This is a genomic window from Streptosporangium sp. NPDC023615 (assembly GCF_040640155.1).
In the GTDB taxonomy this organism is placed as follows: Bacteria; Actinomycetota; Actinomycetes; order Streptosporangiales; family Streptosporangiaceae; genus Streptosporangium.
On sequence record NZ_JBFABE010000004.1, the window covers coordinates 185968 to 205924 of the forward strand.

Sequence of the window (19957 nt, forward strand, 5' to 3'; positions counted from 1 at the left end):
TCAGCAGTCGACGAGCTCGGGCGTCTGGTTCAGGATCTGCGACCTGGCGGTGACGAACTCCGCGTGGGCGCCGGTGGCGGCCGGGTCGAAGACCGCGACCCGGTGGCAGTTCTGGAAGGCCAGCCGCACCCCGAAGTGACGCTCCAGGGCGCCGCGCATGGCGTCGCTGGCGAGAGCGCGCAGGAGTTGACCGCGGGCGGCCTCGTCCGGCGGGGGCACGGTGTTGTCCGCGAACTCGGCGCCGGTGCGCTCGCGTTGCTCGACCAGGCCGGTGATCAGTGCCCAGGCGTAGGGCAGGGAGTCCCTGACACAGGTCACGAAGGCCGCGTCGTCCACCTCTCCGGCCTTGGCCTGAACGAGAAGATCGTTGGAAACGGTCAGCGACATGCTGCGTTCTCCTCTCAAAAGGGGATCATTGAGACAATAGGTCTGGAACAGGGATCGCTCCATCTAGCCGGAGAGCGACACTCGTGTGGGTCCGAAGACGAAGCCGGGGTCGATCTGGGCCGCGAGGTTCTCGCCGGTGGCCCTGTTCGCCCAGGCCTCCGCGTTGCGGAGGTGGAACAGCACGGCCTGGCGGCCGAAGCGGGGCCAGTCCTTCTCCTGGGCGTCGAGATGGTCGAGGAGTCTGCCCATCGCCAGGGAGTTGGCCGGCTCCAGGTCGCGGAGCGTGAAGGGACGGCCCTGCTCCATCGCGCGGATCGCGGCGGAGTGCTCCAGGCAGACCAGCAGGTCGTCACCGACCTGGTCGCGGAGGAACGCCACGTCGCCGGGACCGTGGATCTTGTTGCCCACCACGGCCAGCGGTACGCCGTAGTCGGCGGCGTAGTCGCGGTACTGACGGTAGACGCTCACGCCCTGCCGGGTCGGCTCGGCCACCAGGAAGGTCATGTCGAAGCGGGTGAACAGTCCCGAGGCGAAGGAGTCGGCCCCGGCGGTCATGTCGACCACGACGTACTCGCCCGCGCCGTCGATGAGGTGGTTGAGGTAGAGCTCCACCGCGCCGACCTTCGAGTGGTAGCAGGCCACCCCGAGGTCGTCCTCGTCGAACGGCCCGGTGACCATCAGCCTGGGACCCTCGGGCGTGGCGACGGCGAATCCGGAGTGGATCGGGTCGTCCTGCTCGTCCAGCCGGAGCAGCCGCGAGCCGCTCCCCGGCGGGGTGGTCTTGACCATGGCCGAGGCCGACGAGATGCGGGGGTTCTCGCCCCGCAGGTACTCCTTGATCTCGGTCAGGTGCGAGCCCAGGGGACGCGGTAACGCTCCCTCGTCCAGACCCAGTGCCATGCCCAGGTGCTGGTTGATGTCGGCGTCGACGGCGACGACGGAGCCGCCCCGGCTCGCCGTGTACCTCGCGAACAGCGCTGACAGGGTCGTCTTGCCGCTGCCGCCCTTGCCGACGAATGCCACCCTCACGACGACGTTCCAATCTGATTATGAAAATCATTACGGCTGGTTCGAGCGACATCATGTCACGGCCGGGGGGTGCGCGCGGCGGTTATGGCGGCAAGTGGCGCGCCCGTGTTCGGACTGGATATACGGGCAAGAGTGATTTTGATTGACATAGGCGACAGAACGGATGAAGGAAACGCGTGCCGTGTCATGACCGGCGCCGGAGATCCGTCGTTTCCGTTCCGTGGTCTCCTGTCCGGACTCGGCGACGCTCTTGGGAATCGGCGGGCCAGAAATTTGCCGCCGTCACCGATCAGGCGACGGCGGCGTGGGTATCCCCCTCCGAATCAGTGGATCTTGAGCCCCCCGGCGAGATCGTGGACAAGGGTCAGCAAGGGGCTTGTGGTGTTGCGTACCGGTACCAGGGGACGTCCTGCCCGGATGGGCGGGTCCCGCGGGATCACCGTGTGGGGGACGGTGCTCGCGACGCTCGCGACGCTCGCGGTGCTCGGGACGCCGTCGGCCGCGCCGGCCGCGTCCCGTCCCGGGACGGCCGGGCCCGCAGGGGGAACCGGTCTTGCGGTGAAGGCAAGGGAAGGCGCCGTGCGCCCAGCGGTGACCGTGCGCCCACCGGTGACCGTGCGCCCTCCGGTGACCGTGCGCCCTCCGAAGGCCGCTCCCTCCGCGGCGGTCGTACGGTCTCTCGAGGTGGCTCCCTCCGCGGCGGCCGTGCCGTCCACGACGGCGTCGCCGTCCGCACGGGCGGTGCCGTCCCCGAAGGCCGTTCCTCCCGTGAGGGCCGTACCGGTCCCGGAGGCGACACCGGGAACGGCGCCGACGGCGGCACCGGGACCGACGGCGGCACCGGGGCCGGAGGCGACATCGGGGCCCGGGCCGACGGCGACACCGGGACCGGAGGGCACTCACGCCGGGCCCCGGAGGGACGACGGCGAGTCCCGGGTGGACGCCGGGCCGGGGATCGAGGTCGTCAGGACGTCCTCACCCGTTCTCGCCAAGCCCGGTCAGAGGGTCACCTACACCGTCCGGTTGCGCAACACCGGGGACACCCCCCGCGCCGGCCTCACCTTCACCGACGACCTGTCGGGCCTGCTGGACGACGCGGTCTTCGGTCCCGGTCTGACGGCCACCTCGGGCACGGTCTCCTTCGAGGCACCCGAGGTGTCCTGGACCGGTGACCTGGCGGCCGGCCAGGCGGTGACGCTCACCTACGACGTCACGGTGAACGACCCCCCGGCCGGAGACCTGCGCCTGTCCACGACGCCGACGGACGGGGAGGGAGCCGGCTGCGGGTCCCGTCCCGGCGATCCCCCCTGCGACGATCCCGACGCGCCCGGCCTGCCGCTCCTGTACGTCCTGATGACCGCCGACCACGACAGGGTCGTGCCGGGTGAGGTGGTCACCTACACCGTCACCGTCGGCAACGTCGGAACCGCCGCCTATCCGGACGCCTCGCTCACCGGGCAGCTCTCCCGGGTGCTCGACGACGCCACCTACAACGGTGACGCGCGGGCCACGCGCGGGACCGTCTCCTACGCCGCGCCGAGGCTGGTGTGGACCGGCGACGTCCCCGCGGGGGACACGGTCACGATCACCTACAGCGTGACCGTCGACGCCTCCGGCACCGGGGACCGCGTGCTGGACAGCGCCGTTCAGGCCGCAGGAGGCGGGACCAACTGCCCGGCGCCGGCACTCACCTCCGTCCCCCCGCCCGCGTCCCTCGCCTCCGCTCCGGGGCCCGTCCTCCCACTCGCGCCCGAGCCCGAAGCCAGGGCCGGGACCGAGCCCGAAGCCAGGGCCGAAGCCGGTTTCACGGCCGAAGCCGGGGCCATGGCCGGGGGTGGATCGGCGACCGGGGCCGCCAGGCTCGCCGGGCCCGTCCCCGGGACGAATCTCGGCTGCGCCCAGCGGATCCCCGTGGAGGACACGACGAGCCCCCAGAAGCAGGTGCTCGATGCGGCCCCGGCCGCGGGGGCGGACGCGGTGCTCGCGGAGGTCCCGGCCGTCGAGTCGGACGCGGTGCTCGGGGCGGACGAGGCCGTCGGGGAGGTCCCGGCCGCCGAGAAGGGAGCACCGGCCGGTCCCGTCCCGTCCTGGAAGGCCGGGAAGCACCTCGACGAGGAGGCCGGAGGGTCGCGGGAGCCGGGCGTGGAAGAGCCCTTCCCGGCGGCCTGCCACGCCGGCGGCTCCTGCGCCCGGACGGCCGTGCCCGTCCTTCCCTTCACCGGGTCGCGGCTCGATCCGCTCCTGGCGGGACTCTCACTGGTCTTCCTGGGCCTGCTCCTGCGGCGGCACACCCGTCGCGGCACCCCATGACCGGGCCCGGCATGCCACGCCCCTGACCGGCCTCGGGCTGGGACCCGACCGGATCGGGCACGGCGACTCCGACGGGAACGCTTTGCCGGACCGGCCCCGGGAAACCCTGACCGGACCGGGCAGGGAATCCCCGGGCCGGACCCGGAGCGGGAATTCCTGGACCGGACCTGGAACGGGAACCTCTGGACCGGGCCCGGTGCGGGAACCCCTGGACCGGGCCCGGCACGGAATGTGCCGGTCGGTGTCGGCGTGGCATCCCGGCCGGGCCCGCGCCCGGCGTACCCCGGTCACTCCGGACGCCCTGGACGTCCTGGAGGGCCGGGGTGCGCCGGACGTCAGTCGCAGGCGGAGTCGAGCACGACGGCCCTCGTCCCGGCACGTCCGCCCGTGTGCCTGTCACGGTCGCCGGTCGGCACGGCCGGTACGGCGGCGCGGGGCGCGGGAGGCGGCACGGCCAGGGTCGCCGCCACCTCGCGCCTGATCAGGGCGTAGTCGGGCGCGCCCGAGTAGATCAGCGGTGGCACGAACTGCAGGCTCCTGATCCTGGACCGCTTCACCTTCTCCGACAGCTCCACCAGATCGGGCAGGAGCTCGCGCGGGATGTCGGTGGAGATCGCGTCGACCGCGGCGCGGGCCAGCCTCTCGAAGCTCCTGAACACCGTCGCGGGGTCGGCCTGCTTGGCGACGGCGTTCAGCAGGCACTTCTGGCGGCCCATCCGCACGTAGTCGTCGCTGTAGGTGCGGGACCTGCCGTACCAGAGCGCCTGCTCGCCGGAGAGCCGTCGCCTGCCCGGTTCGATCCGGCCCTCGTTGTACAGGCCGTAGACGATGGGGTCCTTGACGCGGACCCGCACCCCGCCCATCGCGTCGACGATCTCGGTGAACCCTCGCATGTCGACCATCGCGTAGTAGGGGACGTCGAGGCCGAGGATGCCGCCGACCGTCCTCTTCAGCAGCGCGGGACCGCGCTGCCGCCTGCCCAGCCGGGGGGCCATCTCGGGATGGTCCTCGGCGTACTGGTAGACCTCGTTGAGCATGCCCGGCGTGTACGGCGGCATGCCCTCGAAACCGTAGGGGAAGCGGTCGCGGGCGGGGCCCGGCGGCATCGGGACGTCCTCCAGGTTCCTCGGCAGGCCGAACAGCACGGTGTCACCGGTACGGGTGTCGACGCTGGCCACGGTCATGCTGTCGGTGCGCACGCCGACGCGGTTGGCGGCGGCGTCGGCGCCGACGAGCAGGATGTTGATCCGCTCCCTGCCCTTCCACGGGTCGTCGACCGGGATCGGCGTGACACTCTCGGCGAACACCGAGGTCACGACGGTCTGCGAGACGTACGCCAGCCGGGCCACGTACATCAGGGGGGCGATCAGGACGGCGCAGAGCAGGCCGACGGCGGCGGCCGAGAGGTACCGCGCCGCCGGGGACGCCCCTTCGGGGCGGAGCAGCAGGTACGAGCGGATCACCACGGCCACCGTCACGCCGGCGACCAGCAGCGCGGCCAGCGCGAAGGCCCACAGCCAGACCGGTTGTACGGCGAGGGCGAGCAGGGCGGGGCCGGCGGTCAGCATCGCGGTCGCGGCGGCGGCGGCCAGGATCAGCTCCATGCCCATCAGGAAGACGCCGGTCAGGCGGCGGCCGACCCAGAGGTGGGCCAGACCCCACAGCACGGCGGAACCCAGCGTGAGGGCCAGGCTCGATCCCATGTCCGTTCGCCCCGTGTCGCCGGTCATGACCCCTGCCCTGCCGTCCGTAAACCCGTTACGTCGCAGGTTAGTAATGGTTTTCGGGTGAATGGGCTATGTGGTCGTTCGACGCGCTGAGGGCGGTCGGTCAAGGTTTGTAAACCTGATTCCACCACCCCGTTGACAACAAGTCTCAAGTTATCGTCAAAAATGCTGTATGGATGGTTTTAGTAGGCAAAAGGGGGGATTTGCTGGTAAAGCAGGCAGGAGGTCCCCGTGCGCACCTTGATCGGTTCGTTGGTGATCGCACTCGGCTGTCTCCTCGCCCCCCTGGCCCTGCTGGCCGGGTGGTCGACGAGCCAGGTCGCCGATCCCGGCGGGTACCTGCGCACCATGGCCCCGCTGGCCGGCCACCCCGCGGTCCGGCAGGCCGTCACGGACCACGTCGCCGACGAGGTCGTCCTGCGGTTGCGTGACCTGGGGGTCCCGGCGCGCGGTGAACTCGTCCGCGACACGGTGGAGGCCGGCACCGGGGACGACTTCGCCGCGGTCTGGGTGGAGATCAACCGGATGGCGCACCGCAGGTTCCTCACCGTGGTGGGCGGCGCGGGCGGCTCCCATCCCGTCGTGCGCAGCGAGGGCGTCGGGTACGACCTCGCCCCGATGTACGAGCTGGCCAGGCAGCGGCTGCGGCACGCCGGCGTGGAGGCCGCCACCCGCCTGCCCGACACCCATCCCACCGCCCGGGTGATCCCGCCCTCCGCGGCGAACGGCGCCCACCACGCCTGCAAGGGGCTGACGTCGCTGAGGTGGGTCCTGGCGGGAGCCTCACCGCTCCTGATCGCCGCCGGGGTGTTCCTGGTGCGCGACCGGCGCGTCGGGCTGATCGGCGCGGGTCTCGGGACGGCCCTCAGCATGCTGGCGCTGGCGATCGCGCTGTCCGCGCTCCGCAACGTCTACCTGCCGGAGTCCACCCCCCGGGACGGCCTGCGGGTCGGCGCCGTGCTCGCGATGTTCGACACGCTGACCGCCTCGCTCCGCAGCGGCCTGCGGGTGCTCTTCGGGGTGGGCCTGGCGGTGGCGGCGGCGATGTTCCTGGCCGGGAACGGCTTCACCCGTCCCGATCGCGCCTCGGCGGCCTCGGCGGCCCCGATGACCTCCGCGACCCCCGCGCCCCCCGGAACCTCCGCCGAGGCCGCCGAGGCCTCAGAGGCCTCAGAGGCCTCGTCGGACTTCGGGACCCCCGTGACCTCCGGCGAGGCCCCCGCGGACCCCGGGCCCGCCGCGTCATCGGCGCCCGCCGGATCTTCGGCTTCCTCGGCGGCCCACGGGAGCGTTCCTCACCAGCCCGCGGCGCCCGAGAAGGACGTCGCCGAGGGCCGGTAACCGAGCCGGGTCCTGGCGGCGGTGATGTCGAGGGTCCGCTCGACGGCGAGGTGCCCCACGGCGTAGCGCGTCAGCCGGGGCGGGTACGGGCGCCGCAGCGCCCTGAACGCGGTCTCGGCCACGGCGGCGAGCGCGCCGGCGGGCCCCGGCGGCAGATAGAGGGGCTCGGCGTCCAGGCCGCGCTCCCGCAGGAGGGCGCGGAGAGCGTCGTCGAGCACCACGGGCTCGGCGTCGGTGACGTTGAAGACGCCGTGGCCGACCGGGCCGGAGGCGGCGAGCAGGCAGGCCCGGGCCAGGTTCTCCACCGAGGTCAGGCTGATCCGCTGGCGCCCGTCACCCACCGCGAGCAGCCTGCCGCCCCTGACGGCGCCCAGGATCCGCGGGAGAAGCGTGGTGTCGCCCCTGCCGTAGATCGCGTGGGGACGCAGGACGACCGCCTCGCCCAGGCACCTCTCCGCCGCGGCCTTGGAGGCGCCGTAGGCGTTGGCGTACCGCCGGACCGGGGCGGCGTCCTCGGCGGCCATCACGGTCGGCCGGAACGGGTCGTAGACGCTGGCCGTGCTGACGTGTACGAACCTGGCGCCGGGGAAGGCCGCGGCGGCGTTGCGGGTGCCGTCCACGTTGGCCGCCCAGACGGCACGCGGCGGGCCCCAGTCCGTGACGCTCCCGGCGCAGTGCACCACCACGTCCACCTCGTCCACCTCGTCCACCTCGTACGGCCGCGGGGCGGCGCCGAGGAGATCCCAGGAGGTGTACGGGGCGCCGCCGACGTGCTCCGCGGGCACGAAGGGCCGCCTGCCGAAGGCCGACACCGTCCAGCCCTCGGCCACGGCCGCCCGGCAGACCGCGCCGCCCACGAACCCCGAGGCCCCCGTCACCGCCATCCGTCCCCGGCCCCCCGGCCCGCGGGACCGGGACCCGGCGGGTTCGGGCACAGGGGGCTCTGGCACAGGGGGCTCTGGCACGGCGGGCTCAGGCACGGCGGGTGACCAGGTCCCGCAGGGCGGCCCGGTCGAGCTTGTCGGCCCGTCCCGAACGCGGGAAGGCGTCGAGCGGCTCGATCCGGTCGGGCAGGGCCGCGGCGTCGACGATCCCGGGGAGTGCCCGGCGCAGCAGGGCCTCGTCGTAGCCGTCGGCCCGGACGACGGCCAGCACGACCTCCTCGTCCCCGGTCTCCGGGTCGGCGAGCCCGACGATCGCCGCCTCGGCCACCCCGGGCAGCGCCGCGACGCCGGGCTCGTACAGGCCCGGATAGATGTTGAAGCCGTCGCGGAGGATCATGTCCTTCTTCCGGCCGAGCAGCACCAGCCGGTCCCCGTCGAGGCGGACCAGGTCACCGGTGGCGACCTCGCGCAGCGGCTCCTGGCCGAGGTAGCACCGCGCCAGGTGGGGGCCGGAGACGAACAGCTCGCCGTCCTCGGCGATCCGGACGCCGACGCCGGGCAGGGGCGTCCCGAGCAGGTCCCCCTCGCCGTGGGCCAGCTTCTCGCCCGCCGACGCGATCGCCACGGGAAGCGCCTCGGTCATCGCGTAGACCGACAGCACCTCGGGCCCCGCCTCGACCGCCCGGCGCAGCACGCCCGGCGGGGCGGGGGCCGAGCCGAGCAGGAGGTAGCGCAGGCTCGCCGGGAGCCGGGGCGTCTCGCGCAGCAGCCGGTCCAGGCGCACCGGAACCGCGAAGGTGTGGGTGGCCCTCCGCTCGGCCAGTTCCGCGGCGAGGTCCCCGCCCCCGGGCAGCGACCAGGTGGCCCCCGCCATCAGCGCGGGCAGCCCGAGCATGAGCTGGTCGGTGTGGACGACGTCGCCGGGTCCCAGCGGGAACGCGCCCCTGAACATCTCCAGGCCGGCCGCGAGCGACCCGCGGGTGTGCACGACCCCGCGCGGGCGCGCCGTCGTCCCCGAGGTGAAGATCACCGCCGCCGGGCGGTCCGGGTCCGGGTCCGGCTCGCGGACCGCCCCCCGTTCGGACGGAAGGCGGCCGGAGGGCCGGAGGATCCGCGAGAGCCGCAGTGCCCCGCGGGGGACCCCCGGTAGCCAGGGGCCCGCGTACAGATGGCGGACGGGCCGGCCGGGCAGCGGGTCCGCGAGGTTCGGCAGGAGCAGCCCGCGACGGCGGGCCGGCCCCCTGAGCGGGCCGCTCAGGGCGTAGAGCAGGGACTCGGCGACCACCCAGCCGGGCCGGGCGGCGGACATACGGGCCGCGAGGACGTCGGGGGCCAGGCCGGGGTCGGCCAGGACGAGCGTCCCGCCCGCCGCCACCGCTCCCAGCGCCAGCGCCACCGCGTCCACTCCCGGCCGCACCGCGAACAGCACCCCGTCTCCCGGCCGGATCTCCCCGGCACCCGGCGCGCCCATGGCGTCGCGCACCGCCGACACCCGGCGGGCGAGCTCGCCGTAGACGATCTCGCGGCCCCGGCCGTCGACGATGGCGGTCCTCGCGGGCTCCCGCGCGGCGACGGCCATGATCCCGGCGATGACGTCGTTCACGCGGCGCTCACCCACAGCCGCTCGTAGGTGGGGATCAGGACGCCCCTGGCCGCGCGCCGCCGCACCACCCGCACCCGGCGGGAGAGCAGGACCGAGGCCACCGCCCGGATCTCCGCCAGGGCCAGCGGGTAGCCGATGCAGAAGTGCGGCCCCGCGCCGAACCAGAGCCTGCGCAGCTCGGGCGGGTGGGGCCGGGAGGGGTCGAACGGGCCGTACGCCCTGGCGCAGTTGTGGGTGACGATCAGCACCCGGTCGCCGGCCCGCACCCCGACCCCGCCGACGCGGGCGGCGGCCGAGACCGAGCGCAGCATCACCGGGGTCGGCGTGGTGACCCGCATGGCCTCCTCGACGAGCGTGTCCAGGTCGCCGGGATCATCGGAACCGGCGAGATCGCCGACCGGGATGCCGTGGTCGTGCACGAGGGCGACGAGCCGGGGGACGAACGTGGCGACCGTCTCGGTACCGGTCAGGAAGAACGCCCCGGCCGCGCCCCTGGCCTCGGCCGCCGACAGCCCCTGCGCCCGCATCCGGCCCATCACCGTGGACTCGTCCCCGGCCTCGTAGGCGGCCTGCGCGATGTCCCCGATCCGGTCCAGCACCCGCCGGGCGGCCGCCACCCGCCGCTCCGACAGCCGCCGCGTGCGCAGCGAGACCATCGAGACGACCCGCTCACCGTCGGCGAACAGCTCCCTGGCGCGCGCCTCGGAGACCTCGCCCAGGCCGATCACCCGGCAGATCACCGCCCCGGCCATCAGCCGCATGGCGTCCACCAGGTCGACCGTCTCGCCCCGCTCCAGGCGCGCATCCAGGTCCGCCAGCGGGCCGCGGAGCACGTCGTCCACCAGCGCGGAGACGTGGGCGGGGGCGAAGAGCGGCATCAGCTTCCTGCGCAGCGCGAGATGGCCGGGCCCCTCCATGTTGAGCAGCACGGACGGGCCCAGCACGGGCGTCCACAGGTCGCCGGGCGATCCGGGGCCGTCCTTGCGGAAGCGCTCGTCCGTCAGCACGGCGCGCGCCACGGCCGCGTCGTTGACCACGACGCCCAGGCCGGGGACGCGGACCACCGGCCCGAGGCGGGCCAGCAGCCGCATCAGCGGGTAGGCGAAGGGGTGGGCGGCGAGTTGGAGCCTGCTCTCGTGGTTCACCGGACGTCGACCACGTCGGGCCGGTAGTGGTGGTCGGCGTACCAGGCGAGGGTGCCCGCCAGGCCGTACGCGCGCAGCCTGCGCACCGAGCCGAAGACCACCACGTCGCGGCGCGAGGCGTACGCCGCGGTGAGCGCGCGCACCCGGTTGACCAGGGCGCGGTCCTCGTGGACCTCCTCGATCGCCGTCCTGGGGAAGCCGCCCGCCCGCACGTACAGGTCGGCGGTGATGGCCAGCGTCGCACCGGGCATCATCACGTACGGCCCCAGGTAGCGCGGGTCCCTGTTGCCGGGCCGCAGGCGCCCGAAGGACGCCGCCACCCCGATCACGAACGGGATGAGGTACCGCTCCCAGAGCTTCAGCCGGAACTCGTCGGTCCGGGGCCGAAGCTGCCCGCCGACCATCTCCAGTCCGTCGCCGAACGCCCGCCGGATGTTGCGGATCCAGTCCGGGCGGGGCAGGCAGTCGGCGTCGGTCCTGGCCAGGTGGGTCGCGCCGTGCGCGATGGCGTGGCGCATCCCGGTGTCGGAGGCGGCGCCGGTGCCCTTGCGGGTCTCGGTGATCACCTGGACGCCGTGCCGCCGGACGATCTCCGCGGTGCCGTCGGTGCTCGCGTTGTCCACCACGAGCAGGGTGAAGTCACGGTCGTCCTGCGCGGCCAGCGCCCGCAGCGTCGCCTCGATGCCCGCGGCCTCGTCGTAGGCGGGAACGATCACCCACAGGTCCATCACATCTCCGCCAGCATCACGCCGGTGCTGATCCCGCCGCCGAGCCCGAGCAGCGCCACCCGGTCGCCGGGACTCCAGCCGCCCAGTGCGAGCTGGAGCGGCAACGTTGTCGAGGCGCAGTTGCCGTGCTCGGGCAGACTGACCACCAGCCTGTCCTCGGGGATGTCCAGCACCTCGGCCAGGAAGCGCAGGTAGGGCAGCGCCACCTGGTGCACCGCCACGACGGCGAAGTCGTCCCAGGTCAGGCCGGTGCGTTTGAGGGCGTTGAGGAAGATGTCCGGGCCCACCGCCTCGAAGGCCCTCCTCAGGGCGCGCCCGTCGCCGCGGAAGTAGGAGTACTCCAGGTCGCGGGGGTGGGCCGAGCCGCCCCCGGGCAGGGTGCCGATGCCCCAGGCCGTGGAGTCGGCCGCGAAGTCGCGGTAGAAAATGCCACGTTCCACATCGGCGGCGACCGTCACGGCGGCGCCGGTGTCCGACAGGGTGTAGCCCGCGAACGAGTCGGCGAACTGCGCGCGGTCCCTGACCCGCCACCGGATCGCCCGCGACGGGATCTCCCCGGCGCAGACCACGACCTTGCGGTGGGCGCCGGACAGGATCAGCGCCTCGGCGATCTGGATCCCGTTGAGCATGCTGTTGCAGGCGTTCTTGACGTCGAACACCGGGCAGGAGAGCCCCAGCTTGGCCGCCACGATGTGCGCGGTGGCGGGTTCGATCATGTCCTGCGAGGCCGACGCGAAGATCAGCAGGTCGGTGCCGGAGTGGTCGAGCTCGCGTACCGCGTTGACGGCCAGGTCGGAGGCCTGCTCGTCGTCGCCGGCCACATGGCGCCGCCTGACACCGGTCAGGCGCTCGACGATGCCGCGGTGGGGCGCGTAGCCCTCGATCCGCCGCTCCACGTCCGCGCTGGACACGGTCCGTTCCGGCAGGTACGTCGCCACGCCCGTGATCCGGGCCTTCATTGATCCCCCTGAACGGGTCACGTATCCATCTGTTCGCGCAATGTATCTAAAATGCGGATATTTGTCCTGGTCGCGTGTCGCGACGGGGCCGCGGGGCGCCCGGAAACCGAGGAGAAGACGGGGCCGTGGGGCGGCCGGAGACCCGGGGGAAGAGAGGTTCGTGGGGCGCCCGGAAACTCGGGAGAAAAGGGGTCCCTCCCCGCCGCATGAGTCGATCCCGCCGGGGTAATCGGTGCCGACATGAACGACCTTCAGGCGAAGGCGGTGACCACGAAGGTCCCCGCGCGTTTGGACCGGCTGCCATGGTCACGCTGGCACTGGATGATCGTGATCGGCCTCGGGACCGTCTGGATCCTCGACGGTCTCGAAGTGACGATCATCGGAAACCTCTCCGCCACGCTCGCCAAGGAGGGCAGCGGGCTGGCGATCACGCAGGCCCAGGTGGCGGGCACGGCCGCGGCCCTCTACGTGGCCGGGGCGTGTCTGGGGGCGTTGTTCTTCGGCTGGCTCACCGACAGGTTCGGCCGCAAGAAGATGTTCATCATCACGATGGTCGTCTACCTGGTGGCCACCGCCGCGACGGCGTTCTCGTTCTCCGCCTGGTGGTTCTTCCTGTTCCGCTTCCTGACGGGTTTCGGCATCGGCGGTGAGTACGCCGCGATCAACTCGGCCATCGACGAGCTCATCCCGAGCCGTCACCGGGGCAGGATCGACATCATCATCAACGGCAGCTACTGGCTCGGCGCCGCGGGCGGCGCGCTGCTGACCGTGCCGCTGCTCAACAACCTGCCGCTGAACATCGGCTGGCGCGTGGCGTTCGGCCTGGGCGTGGTGCTCGGCCTGGCCATCCTGCTGGTCCGCAGGCACGTGCCGGAGAGCCCGCGCTGGATGTTCATCCACGGCCGCGACCGGGAGGCCGAGGACCTGGTCGGCGAGGTCGAGACGCGGATCGAGCAGGAGAAGGGCGTCCGGCTCGACGAGCCGTCGCAGTCGATGACCATCCACCAGCGCAAGGCCATCGGGTTCGGCCGGATCGCGCACACCATGGTCGCCCGCTACCCCAAGCGCACGGTCCTCGGCCTGTCGCTCTTCATCGGCCAGGCGTTCCTCTACAACGCCATCACCTTCGGGTACGCGCAGATCCTGTCGACCTTCTTCGGCATCGAGACCGAGACCGGCTACTACTTCGCGGTCATCGCGGTCGGCAACTTCCTGGGCCCGCTGCTGCTCGGGCGGCTGTTCGACACCGTCGGCCGCATCCCGATGATCTCCGGTACCTACATCGGGTCGGGGGTGCTCCTGCTGGGCACGGCCTGGCTCTTCAACCAGGGGATGCTGACCGCGGTCACGCTGACCGCCTGCTGGTGCGTGGTGCTCTTCTTCGCCTCCGCCGGGGCCAGTTCCGCCTACCTGACCGTCAGCGAGATCTTCCCGATGGAGACGCGGGCCATGGCCATCGCGTTCTTCTACGCGATCGGCACCTTCGTCGGCGGCGTGGCGGGTCCGCTGATCTTCGCCAGCCTCGTGGAGAGCGGCAGGCCCGGCGACACCGCGCTGGCCTTCACCATCGGCGCCTGCCTCATGATCGCCGCCGGTCTGGTGGAGGTCTTCCTGGGGGTCAAGGCCGAGGGCAAGGGGCTGGAGGACATCGCCGCACCGCTGAGCACCGCGTCGTCCCCCTCGGCGCCGAACTGAGCGCGGGGAGGTGGGCCGCCGGTGCCAGCCCGGCCGGGCGTCGCGTCCGGTCGGCTGGCGTGCTCGTCCGGCTGCCGTGTTCGGCGCGGTGTCGCGTCCGGTCCGGCGTGAACCGGGATCGGGACGCCCCTTCCCGACCGACGACCTTGGTACGATAGTCATTATCATTGAGCATCTGTTCAGGAGTTGTCATGGAAGCCGTCACCCCCCTGGACACGTGCGCGACCGTGCAGCCGGACGAGGGCAGGGTGGCGGCGACGCGGGACCGGCTCGTTACCCCGGAGGAGGCCGCCCGGCTCGCCGACCTGTTCCGGCTGCTCGGTGACCAGACCCGGGCCCAGTTGCTGTACGCGCTGCTGGAGGCCGGGGAGATGTGCGTCTGCGACCTCACCGAGACGGTCGAGGTCAGCGACACCGCCGTGTCGCACGCGTTGAGGCTGCTTCGGACGGCGGGCATCGTGGCCGGCCGGCGCTCCGGCCGGATGATCTACTACCGCCTGGCCGACGCCCATGTCCGGATGCTTCTCGACCTCAGCCGTGAGCACCTCCGGCACGAGATCGTCACGAGCTGACGGCCGCGCCCCCGGAGGGCGGGGGTGGAGGTTCGGGGGCCGGGACCGGGGGCGGGAGGGCGTCGCGGCGGGTGATCGGCGCGTTTGACCCCCCTTCGTGGTGGCAGTGGACCCCTAAGATCGTTTTTCGCGGTAGGCCTCCCCGGGCTTGACGTCGCCGCCCGCACCACGATTCCGCTGGAGGTATGCATGCGTGGTACAACTCGCGCGCTCGCCGTGACCACCACCGCCGCACTGGCCCTCGGGCTGGTGGCCTGCTCCCCGAGCGGGACGACCGACGGCCGCAAGCCGGTCCAGCAGGCCGTTCCCACGGGGGACAAGAAGCCCGCCAAGCCCGTCACCCTCACCTACTGGACCTCGTTCCTGCCGGAGGCGGCGCTGCGCGAGGCGCTCACCGCCTTCGAGGAGGCGCACCCCGGCGTCAAGGTCGAGCTGCGGACCTTCGACGAGTCCGGCTACCACGGACGGCTGCCCAAGGAGCTCGCCGCGGACAAGGCCGCCGACGTCGTGGGCCTGCGGATCCCGGCGATGACCGGTGAGATCAGGGACCGGCTGCGCCCGGTCGCCGACTGGCAGGACAAGGTCTCCGCGGGCTGGGTCGACGAGCTCGACGAGACCGCGATCGAGCGGACCGAGAAGGCCGCCGGGAACGGAAAGCTCTACGCCGTTCCGATGGGCTCCAGCGGTGGCGCGGTCATGTACTACAACGCCGGCCTGCTCTCGGAGCTCGGGATGTCCTTCCCGGAGAGGGCCGCCGACCTGGAGACCATCGTCAGGCGGGTCAAGAAGGAACTGCCCGACCTGGAACCGGTCGTCTTCTCCGGGGAGCCGCGCGAGCAGGAGGAACTGCTGTTCACCATCGCCGGTCAGACCCACCCCTCCCTCTCCGACGAACTGCTCGCGGGTCGTGAGCGGTGGAACGGCCCCGACGTGGTCTCGGCGCTCACCGCCTACCGATCGCTCTTCGAGCGGGGGGTGCTGGCCAGGTCGACGCTGAAGCTCAAGGGCGACCGCCCGGCCGAGCTCTTCCGCTCGGGCAAGGCGCTGTTCCTGGTGGACGACTCCGGTCGGAGCTCGATGCTGTCGGCGTTCCACCGCAAGACCAGCAAGATCTCCGTCAGGAACGTCGGCGCCGGCCCGTTCCCCACCATCCTGCCCGACGCCGAGCCCGCCGTCCGCAGCACGCCCGAGGTGGGGCTCGCCGTCACCAAGAGCTCCAAGCACGTGGCCGAGGCGGCCGCGCTGGTCGAGTTCCTGACCGCGGGCGACGGCGTCTCCGCCTGGGCGAAGAGCCTGACGATGGTCCCCGCCCGCGAGGACTCCCGGCTGGAGTCGTCCGCCTTCGCCACCCCCGAGGGCAAGAAGGGGTACGCCGTGATCGAAGAGCTCGTCCGCGACGGCGGTTCCGCGAACGTGCCCGACACGGTGTTCCTGGAGCGCGCCGAGGGGGAGGTCATCCTCGACGTCGCCCACGGCAGGCTCACCGCCCGCAAGGCGGCCGACCGCCTGCAGAAGGAATGGTCGCGCGGCCAGTGATCCTCCCGGTCGCTCCGGGGCGCCGGGGGTCCTCTCCCCGGACGTCCCCGGGGTGTGGCCCACCGGTGGCCTCGGACGCCCGAGGCTCGCCGGCGACGCGCCCCGGGGTCAGGCGTCCACGGTCCGGAAGGTACGCCGGTAGGCCATCGGCGAGACCCCGACGGTCGCCTGCAGGTGCTGGCGGAGCGAGGCGGCGGTGCCGAACCCGGCCCGCAGGGCGACGCCGTCGACCGGCAGGTCGCTGGTCTCCAGTATCCGCCTGGCCAGTTCCACCCGCTGCAGGGTCAGCCACTGACCCGGGCTGAGCCCCACCTCGTCGCGGAACCGCCGGGTGAAGGTGCGCCGGCTCATCCGGGCGTGGGCGGCCAGCCGGCCGAGCGAGAGCGGCTCGTGCAGCCGCTCCAGCGCCCAGGTCCTGGTGGCCGCGGTCGTGGTGGCGGCGGGCGCGGGGAGCGGACGCTCGATGAACTGGGCCTGGCCGCCGTCGCGCCACGGCGGGACGACGCACCGCCTGGCCACCCGGTTGGCCACCTCGGTGCCGTGGTCACGCCGGACGATGTGCAGGCACAGGTCGATGCCGGCGGCCACGCCGGCCGAGGTGAGCACGTCCCCGTCGTCGACGAAGAGCACGTCGGGATCGACCCTGACCCGGGGGAAGAGCCGCTGGAAGTGCTCGGCGCTGCTCCAGTGCGTGGTCGCCGGGCGGCCGTCGAGCAACCCGGCCGCCGCCAGTACGTAGGAGGCCGTGCAGATCGAGACCAGGCGGGTGCCCGGCCTGATGCGCGCGAGCGCGTCCGTCAGGGGGGTGGGCAGTACTCCCTCGGCGGAGATGGGGCCGAGCCCGTGGGTGGCCGGGATCACCACGGTGTCCGCGTCCGACAGGGCTTCGGGACCGTGATGGACCGTGATCGAGAAGTCGGCGTCGGAGCGCACCGGGGCGCCGTCGACGCTGCAGGTGATCACCTCGTAGAGCCGCTCGCCGGTCGGCCCGCGGGCACCGCCGAAGATCCGGGGCGGGATGCCCAGCTCGAAGGGGATCACACCGTCCATGGCGAACATGACGACCCTGTGCATGGCCCGATTGTCACACACGAAAGACACGGGCCACGACGAGGCGGGCCGCATGGGCCGCGCGGGCACGCTCCCGTCGGTGCGTCGGTGCGTCGTTCCCGCGTGGTTCGGTGCTCGGGCCGGCGTCGGCCCGCCGGTCCCGCACGGCCGGGTGCTCAATCCATGTCGACGTCGTCGAGGAGCCGCAGGAGGCGCGAGAGCACCCGGAGGCAGGCGGTGACCTCGGCGTCGGTCAGGTCGCCGCCGACCTGACGCAGCATCGCCCGCTCACGGTCGACCACCGCGGTGGCGACGGTCTCGCCCACCCCGGTCAGCCGGATGAGCGAGGACCTCTTGTGCGCGGGATTGGGGACGGCCTCCACCAGGTGACGAGCCGCCGCCTCGTTGACCATGCGCTGCACGAACTGGCGGCTCAGCGCCTGGGCGCGGCCCATCTGGGGGACGGTCATCGGTCCGTGCTCGCGGAGCATCATGAGCACGGCCCGCGTCCCCACCGACAGTCCCTCAAGAGGCACGTCCTGTTCCACCTTGCGCTGGGCACGCCGGTAGAGCGGGCCCACCAGGTCGAACACCTCGGTGAGCCGGTCGGTCACCTCTGCGGCCGCCGGGCCGTGTTCCGTCTCTCTCACCCCGTCATCATGACATCTGAGTTGTCATCATCGCGCAAAAATGACACCTTAGGTGTCATGAATGACATCTTCTGGACGGACACCGGCAGCGGCCGCCCCCTTGTCCTGCTGCACGGCGGTTTCGTGGACCACCACATGTGGGACGACCAGATCCCGGCCCTCGCCTCGCGGTACCGCGTCATCGCGCCCGACGCCCGCGGCCACGGACGGTCGGACAACGCCACCGGGCCCTACCGGCTCACCGACGACCTCGCGGCGCTGCTGCGTCACCTGGACGCCGGGCCCGCGATCCTGGTGGGGGTCTCGATGGGGGCGGGGATCGCGGTCGACACGGCGCTGGAGCACCCGGAGCTGGTGGACGCCGTGGTCGTCAGCGGCGCCGGGACCAGCGAGCCGTACTTCACCGACCCCTGGACCACGCGGAGCCTGGCCACGTGGCACGCGGCGATGGCCGCCGGTGATCTGGAGGCCTCGGTCGAGGGGTTCATGCTCTTCGCCGCGGGGCCGCACCGCACCCTCGACGACCTCGATCCCGAGGTGGTGGACCGCCTGCGCCGGATGGCCAGAGGCACCATGTCGAAGCACACCGGCGGCGAACCCGGCATGCTCGTCCCGGTGCGCGGCACCTGGGAGCGCGTCGCCACGATCGACGTCCCCGTGCTGGCCGTCAACGGGGCCGTCGACTCGCCCGACCACATCGGCATGGCCGAACGCCTCGTCGCGACCGTCGCCGACGGCCGCGCGGTGTCGATCGACGGAACCGCCCACTATCCCAACATGGAGCGCCCGGAGGTCTTCGATGAGATCCTCGGGGACTTCCTCCGTACCGTGTGACCGCGTGCCCCGACCTCGGCCGTGAACCGTGGGCGCGCCGGGCTGGCAGGGGCGCGTGGCGCGGAGCGCACGGCGCGGGGAGCGCGGCCTGGAACGCGAGGAGGGCGCGGGACCGAGGTCCCGCGCCCTCTCCGCTACCGGTACGGGATCAGCCCGCCGTACCCGACGCCGGGTAGATGCGGAGCCAGTCCACCTCCATCCACGCCTCTCCCGCGCTGCCCTGGCCAGGGAACCAGTCCAGTTGCAGGCAGACCGACATGGAACTGCGGGTGGCGTTGCCCGAACGGAACCACTCCTTCCCGTCGATGTAACCGACGACGGCGGCGGGAGTGATCTCCACGGCGTAGGTGTGCCAGGTGGTCATGTCGATGTCGGCGTGAGCCTGTTCCTGCCCCTGGGGAGTGTGCAGGAAGAAGTTCGGCCGCTGCCGTTCCGGGTCGTCGATGACCTCCAGGAAGTCCACCTCCTCGCCGGTGGAACTGCGTACGTTGCCGCCGCCGTCCTTGGGCCAGAGAAGGGCGACCGGGTGGTAGGAACCGGCGCCCGGATACAGCCGGATGCGGGTCTCCCAGCGCCCGTAGGCCTGGGCGTGACGGGCGGCCAGTCCCGCCGTCGTCCCGTCCTCGCGGCCGTACAGGTAGAGAGCCCCGTTGCCGAGATAGAGCTGCCCGGGAGAACGACGGCCGTTGCCGGCGTGCCCGGCGGAGTCGTAGAAGACCCAGTCGGACTCGTCCAGGTAGTCGTCGAACTCCGCACACCAGGACGGCGCGCCCCAGCCGAGGGCCTGCGCGGCGCTGGCCTCGCCGGACGCGGCGGGAGCGCAGGGCGCCGCCGAGGCCACCTCACCCTGGGCCGAGCTGAGGGTGCTCACCGCCAGCGCGGCCACCATGCTGAGTACGGCCACCCGCATGTGGGACCTGGTGATCATGGCTACTCCTCCCAGGACCTGGCGCAGAGCGTGGAGGGACTGAAGCTCCAGCAGCCGACGCTCGTCGGGCTGGGCGCCGGGGTGGCCGCCGTGCTCGGCGACGGCTGAACCGGTGAGGCGGGCGGAGCGAACACCCAGCGCGGAGCCTCGGCCACCGCCGGTCCCCGGTTCGCGATCAGCAGGACATCGGGGTCAGCGGTCCGGCTCAACCAGGGCGCGAGACTCCAGCACGAGGCGAGCTCCCCGGGCAGGCAGGGCGTGAGGGAACGCTTGAGCGGAGGAAGCGGTACGACGGGCCGGGCCGAGGACGTCGGGGACGGCACCGCCATCGGGGAGCGGACGGGCTCCGTCGAGTCGATCAGCAGGCTGGGTTCCTGGACACCCGTCCCTTCGGGGATGGACCTCGGCAGGTGCGAGGGCCGCCGTACCGGAACGGCGGACGGCGTGGTGACCGGTGAGGCGGTAGGCCGGCGGGACGGGATCACCGAGGGTTTCGGCGAGGCCGGCTTGGAGGTGGCCGACCTGGTCGGCCGCGGGGTCACGGTCGGTGCCGTGCTTTTGCTCGGCGCGGGCGAAGCG

At 72.6% G+C, this 19957-nt stretch carries 19 protein-coding genes; 8 read left to right on the forward strand and 11 right to left on the reverse strand.

Translation table 11 applies throughout. The features are described 5' to 3' along the window. Together AB0G16_RS05040 and AB0G16_RS05045 are read right to left on the reverse strand one after the other, a co-directional pair. On the reverse strand, positions 1 to 387 hold the full coding sequence (locus AB0G16_RS05040; protein ID WP_362798746.1) for an SCO5389 family protein: 387 nt from the start codon (positions 385 to 387) through the stop codon (positions 1 to 3). A 63-nt stretch (positions 388 to 450) separates the two neighbouring features. Further along, on the reverse strand, positions 451 to 1416 hold the full coding sequence (locus AB0G16_RS05045) for an ATP-binding protein (RefSeq protein ID WP_362798749.1): 966 nt from the start codon (positions 1414 to 1416) through the stop codon (positions 451 to 453). Between the two features lie 936 nt (positions 1417 to 2352). Between AB0G16_RS05045 and AB0G16_RS05050 the strand changes: the two genes are divergently transcribed. Next, a complete protein-coding gene (locus AB0G16_RS05050; RefSeq protein WP_362798752.1) occupies positions 2353 to 3726 on the forward strand; it encodes a hypothetical protein in 1374 nt (457 codons plus the stop codon). A gap of 335 nt (positions 3727 to 4061) precedes the next feature. Here AB0G16_RS05050 and AB0G16_RS05055 read toward each other — a convergent pair whose 3' ends face one another. Then, positions 4062 to 5429, reverse strand: coding sequence for an LCP family protein (locus tag AB0G16_RS05055; protein ID WP_362798755.1), 1368 nt, complete (start codon positions 5427 to 5429; stop codon positions 4062 to 4064). Between the two features lie 255 nt (positions 5430 to 5684). Between AB0G16_RS05055 and AB0G16_RS05060 the strand changes: the two genes are divergently transcribed. Beyond that, entirely contained in the window at positions 5685 to 6794 is a 1110-nt protein-coding gene (locus AB0G16_RS05060; RefSeq protein WP_362798758.1) for a hypothetical protein, read from the forward strand. Here the strand turns inward: AB0G16_RS05060 and AB0G16_RS05065 are convergent. The 5 genes from AB0G16_RS05065 to AB0G16_RS05085 form a co-directional block, all read right to left on the reverse strand. Further along, complete coding sequence (locus tag AB0G16_RS05065; protein ID WP_362798761.1) at positions 6749 to 7678, reverse strand: NAD-dependent epimerase/dehydratase family protein; 930 nt, start codon at positions 7676 to 7678, stop codon at positions 6749 to 6751. The genes AB0G16_RS05060 and AB0G16_RS05065 overlap by 46 nt on opposite strands. An 88-nt stretch (positions 7679 to 7766) precedes the next feature. Next, positions 7767 to 9281, reverse strand: a complete 1515-nt coding sequence (locus AB0G16_RS05070) for a class I adenylate-forming enzyme family protein (protein ID WP_362798764.1) — start codon at positions 9279 to 9281, stop codon at positions 7767 to 7769. Then, positions 9278 to 10426 carry a cytochrome P450 gene (locus tag AB0G16_RS05075; protein WP_362798767.1) on the reverse strand — a complete coding sequence of 383 codons (1149 nt, stop codon included), beginning with the start codon at positions 10424 to 10426 and terminating at the stop codon, positions 9278 to 9280. The genes AB0G16_RS05070 and AB0G16_RS05075 overlap by 4 nt, the downstream gene beginning before the upstream one ends. After that, a complete protein-coding gene (locus AB0G16_RS05080) occupies positions 10423 to 11154 on the reverse strand; it encodes a glycosyltransferase (protein WP_362798770.1) in 732 nt (243 codons plus the stop codon). The genes AB0G16_RS05075 and AB0G16_RS05080 overlap by 4 nt, the downstream gene beginning before the upstream one ends. After that, positions 11154 to 12113: a ketoacyl-ACP synthase III gene (locus tag AB0G16_RS05085; protein ID WP_362798773.1), complete on the reverse strand. Its 960-nt coding sequence runs from the start codon at positions 12111 to 12113 to the stop codon at positions 11154 to 11156. Before AB0G16_RS05085 ends, AB0G16_RS05080 begins: the two co-directional genes overlap by 1 nt. Positions 12114 to 12353: 240 nt before the next feature. On the opposite strand from AB0G16_RS05085, the gene AB0G16_RS05090 reads away from it, so the two are divergent. The 3 genes from AB0G16_RS05090 to AB0G16_RS05100 all read left to right on the forward strand — a co-directional run bounded on the left by AB0G16_RS05090 (position 12354) and on the right by AB0G16_RS05100 (position 15916). After that, positions 12354 to 13808: an MFS transporter gene (locus AB0G16_RS05090; protein WP_362798776.1), complete on the forward strand. Its 1455-nt coding sequence runs from the start codon at positions 12354 to 12356 to the stop codon at positions 13806 to 13808. Positions 13809 to 13999: 191 nt separating this feature from the next. Next, positions 14000 to 14380: a metalloregulator ArsR/SmtB family transcription factor gene (locus AB0G16_RS05095; RefSeq protein ID WP_362798779.1), complete on the forward strand. Its 381-nt coding sequence runs from the start codon at positions 14000 to 14002 to the stop codon at positions 14378 to 14380. A 189-nt stretch (positions 14381 to 14569) separates the two neighbouring features. After that, a complete protein-coding gene (locus tag AB0G16_RS05100; RefSeq protein WP_362798782.1) occupies positions 14570 to 15916 on the forward strand; it encodes an extracellular solute-binding protein in 1347 nt (448 codons plus the stop codon). A gap of 108 nt (positions 15917 to 16024) precedes the next feature. On the opposite strand, the gene AB0G16_RS05105 is transcribed toward AB0G16_RS05100, so the two are convergent. Both AB0G16_RS05105 and AB0G16_RS05110 read right to left on the reverse strand, forming a co-directional pair. Further along, positions 16025 to 16990, reverse strand: coding sequence for a helix-turn-helix domain-containing protein (locus tag AB0G16_RS05105; RefSeq protein ID WP_362798785.1), 966 nt, complete (start codon positions 16988 to 16990; stop codon positions 16025 to 16027). Between the two features lie 152 nt (positions 16991 to 17142). Beyond that, the gene (locus AB0G16_RS05110) at positions 17143 to 17616 is read right to left on the reverse strand and encodes a MarR family winged helix-turn-helix transcriptional regulator (RefSeq protein WP_362798788.1); all 474 of its coding nucleotides are present in this window, start codon (positions 17614 to 17616) and stop codon (positions 17143 to 17145) included. Positions 17617 to 17673: 57 nt separating this feature from the next. On the opposite strand from AB0G16_RS05110, the gene AB0G16_RS05115 reads away from it, so the two are divergent. Beyond that, the gene (locus AB0G16_RS05115; RefSeq protein WP_362798791.1) at positions 17674 to 18450 is read left to right on the forward strand and encodes an alpha/beta fold hydrolase; all 777 of its coding nucleotides are present in this window, start codon (positions 17674 to 17676) and stop codon (positions 18448 to 18450) included. Between the two features lie 148 nt (positions 18451 to 18598). Here AB0G16_RS05115 and AB0G16_RS05120 read toward each other — a convergent pair whose 3' ends face one another. Beyond that, entirely contained in the window at positions 18599 to 19378 is a 780-nt protein-coding gene (locus AB0G16_RS05120) for a glycoside hydrolase family 16 protein (protein WP_362798794.1), read from the reverse strand. On the opposite strand from AB0G16_RS05120, the gene AB0G16_RS05125 reads away from it, so the two are divergent. Together AB0G16_RS05125 and AB0G16_RS05130 are read left to right on the forward strand one after the other, a co-directional pair. After that, positions 19361 to 19486 (forward strand): hypothetical protein, encoded by a 126-nt coding sequence (locus tag AB0G16_RS05125; RefSeq protein WP_362798797.1) that lies wholly within the window; start codon positions 19361 to 19363, stop codon positions 19484 to 19486. The genes AB0G16_RS05120 and AB0G16_RS05125 overlap by 18 nt on opposite strands. 162 nt (positions 19487 to 19648) lie before the next feature. After that, positions 19649 to 19957, forward strand: a 309-nt coding sequence (locus AB0G16_RS05130; RefSeq protein ID WP_362798799.1) for a hypothetical protein, incomplete at its 3' end; no start/stop codon positions are given.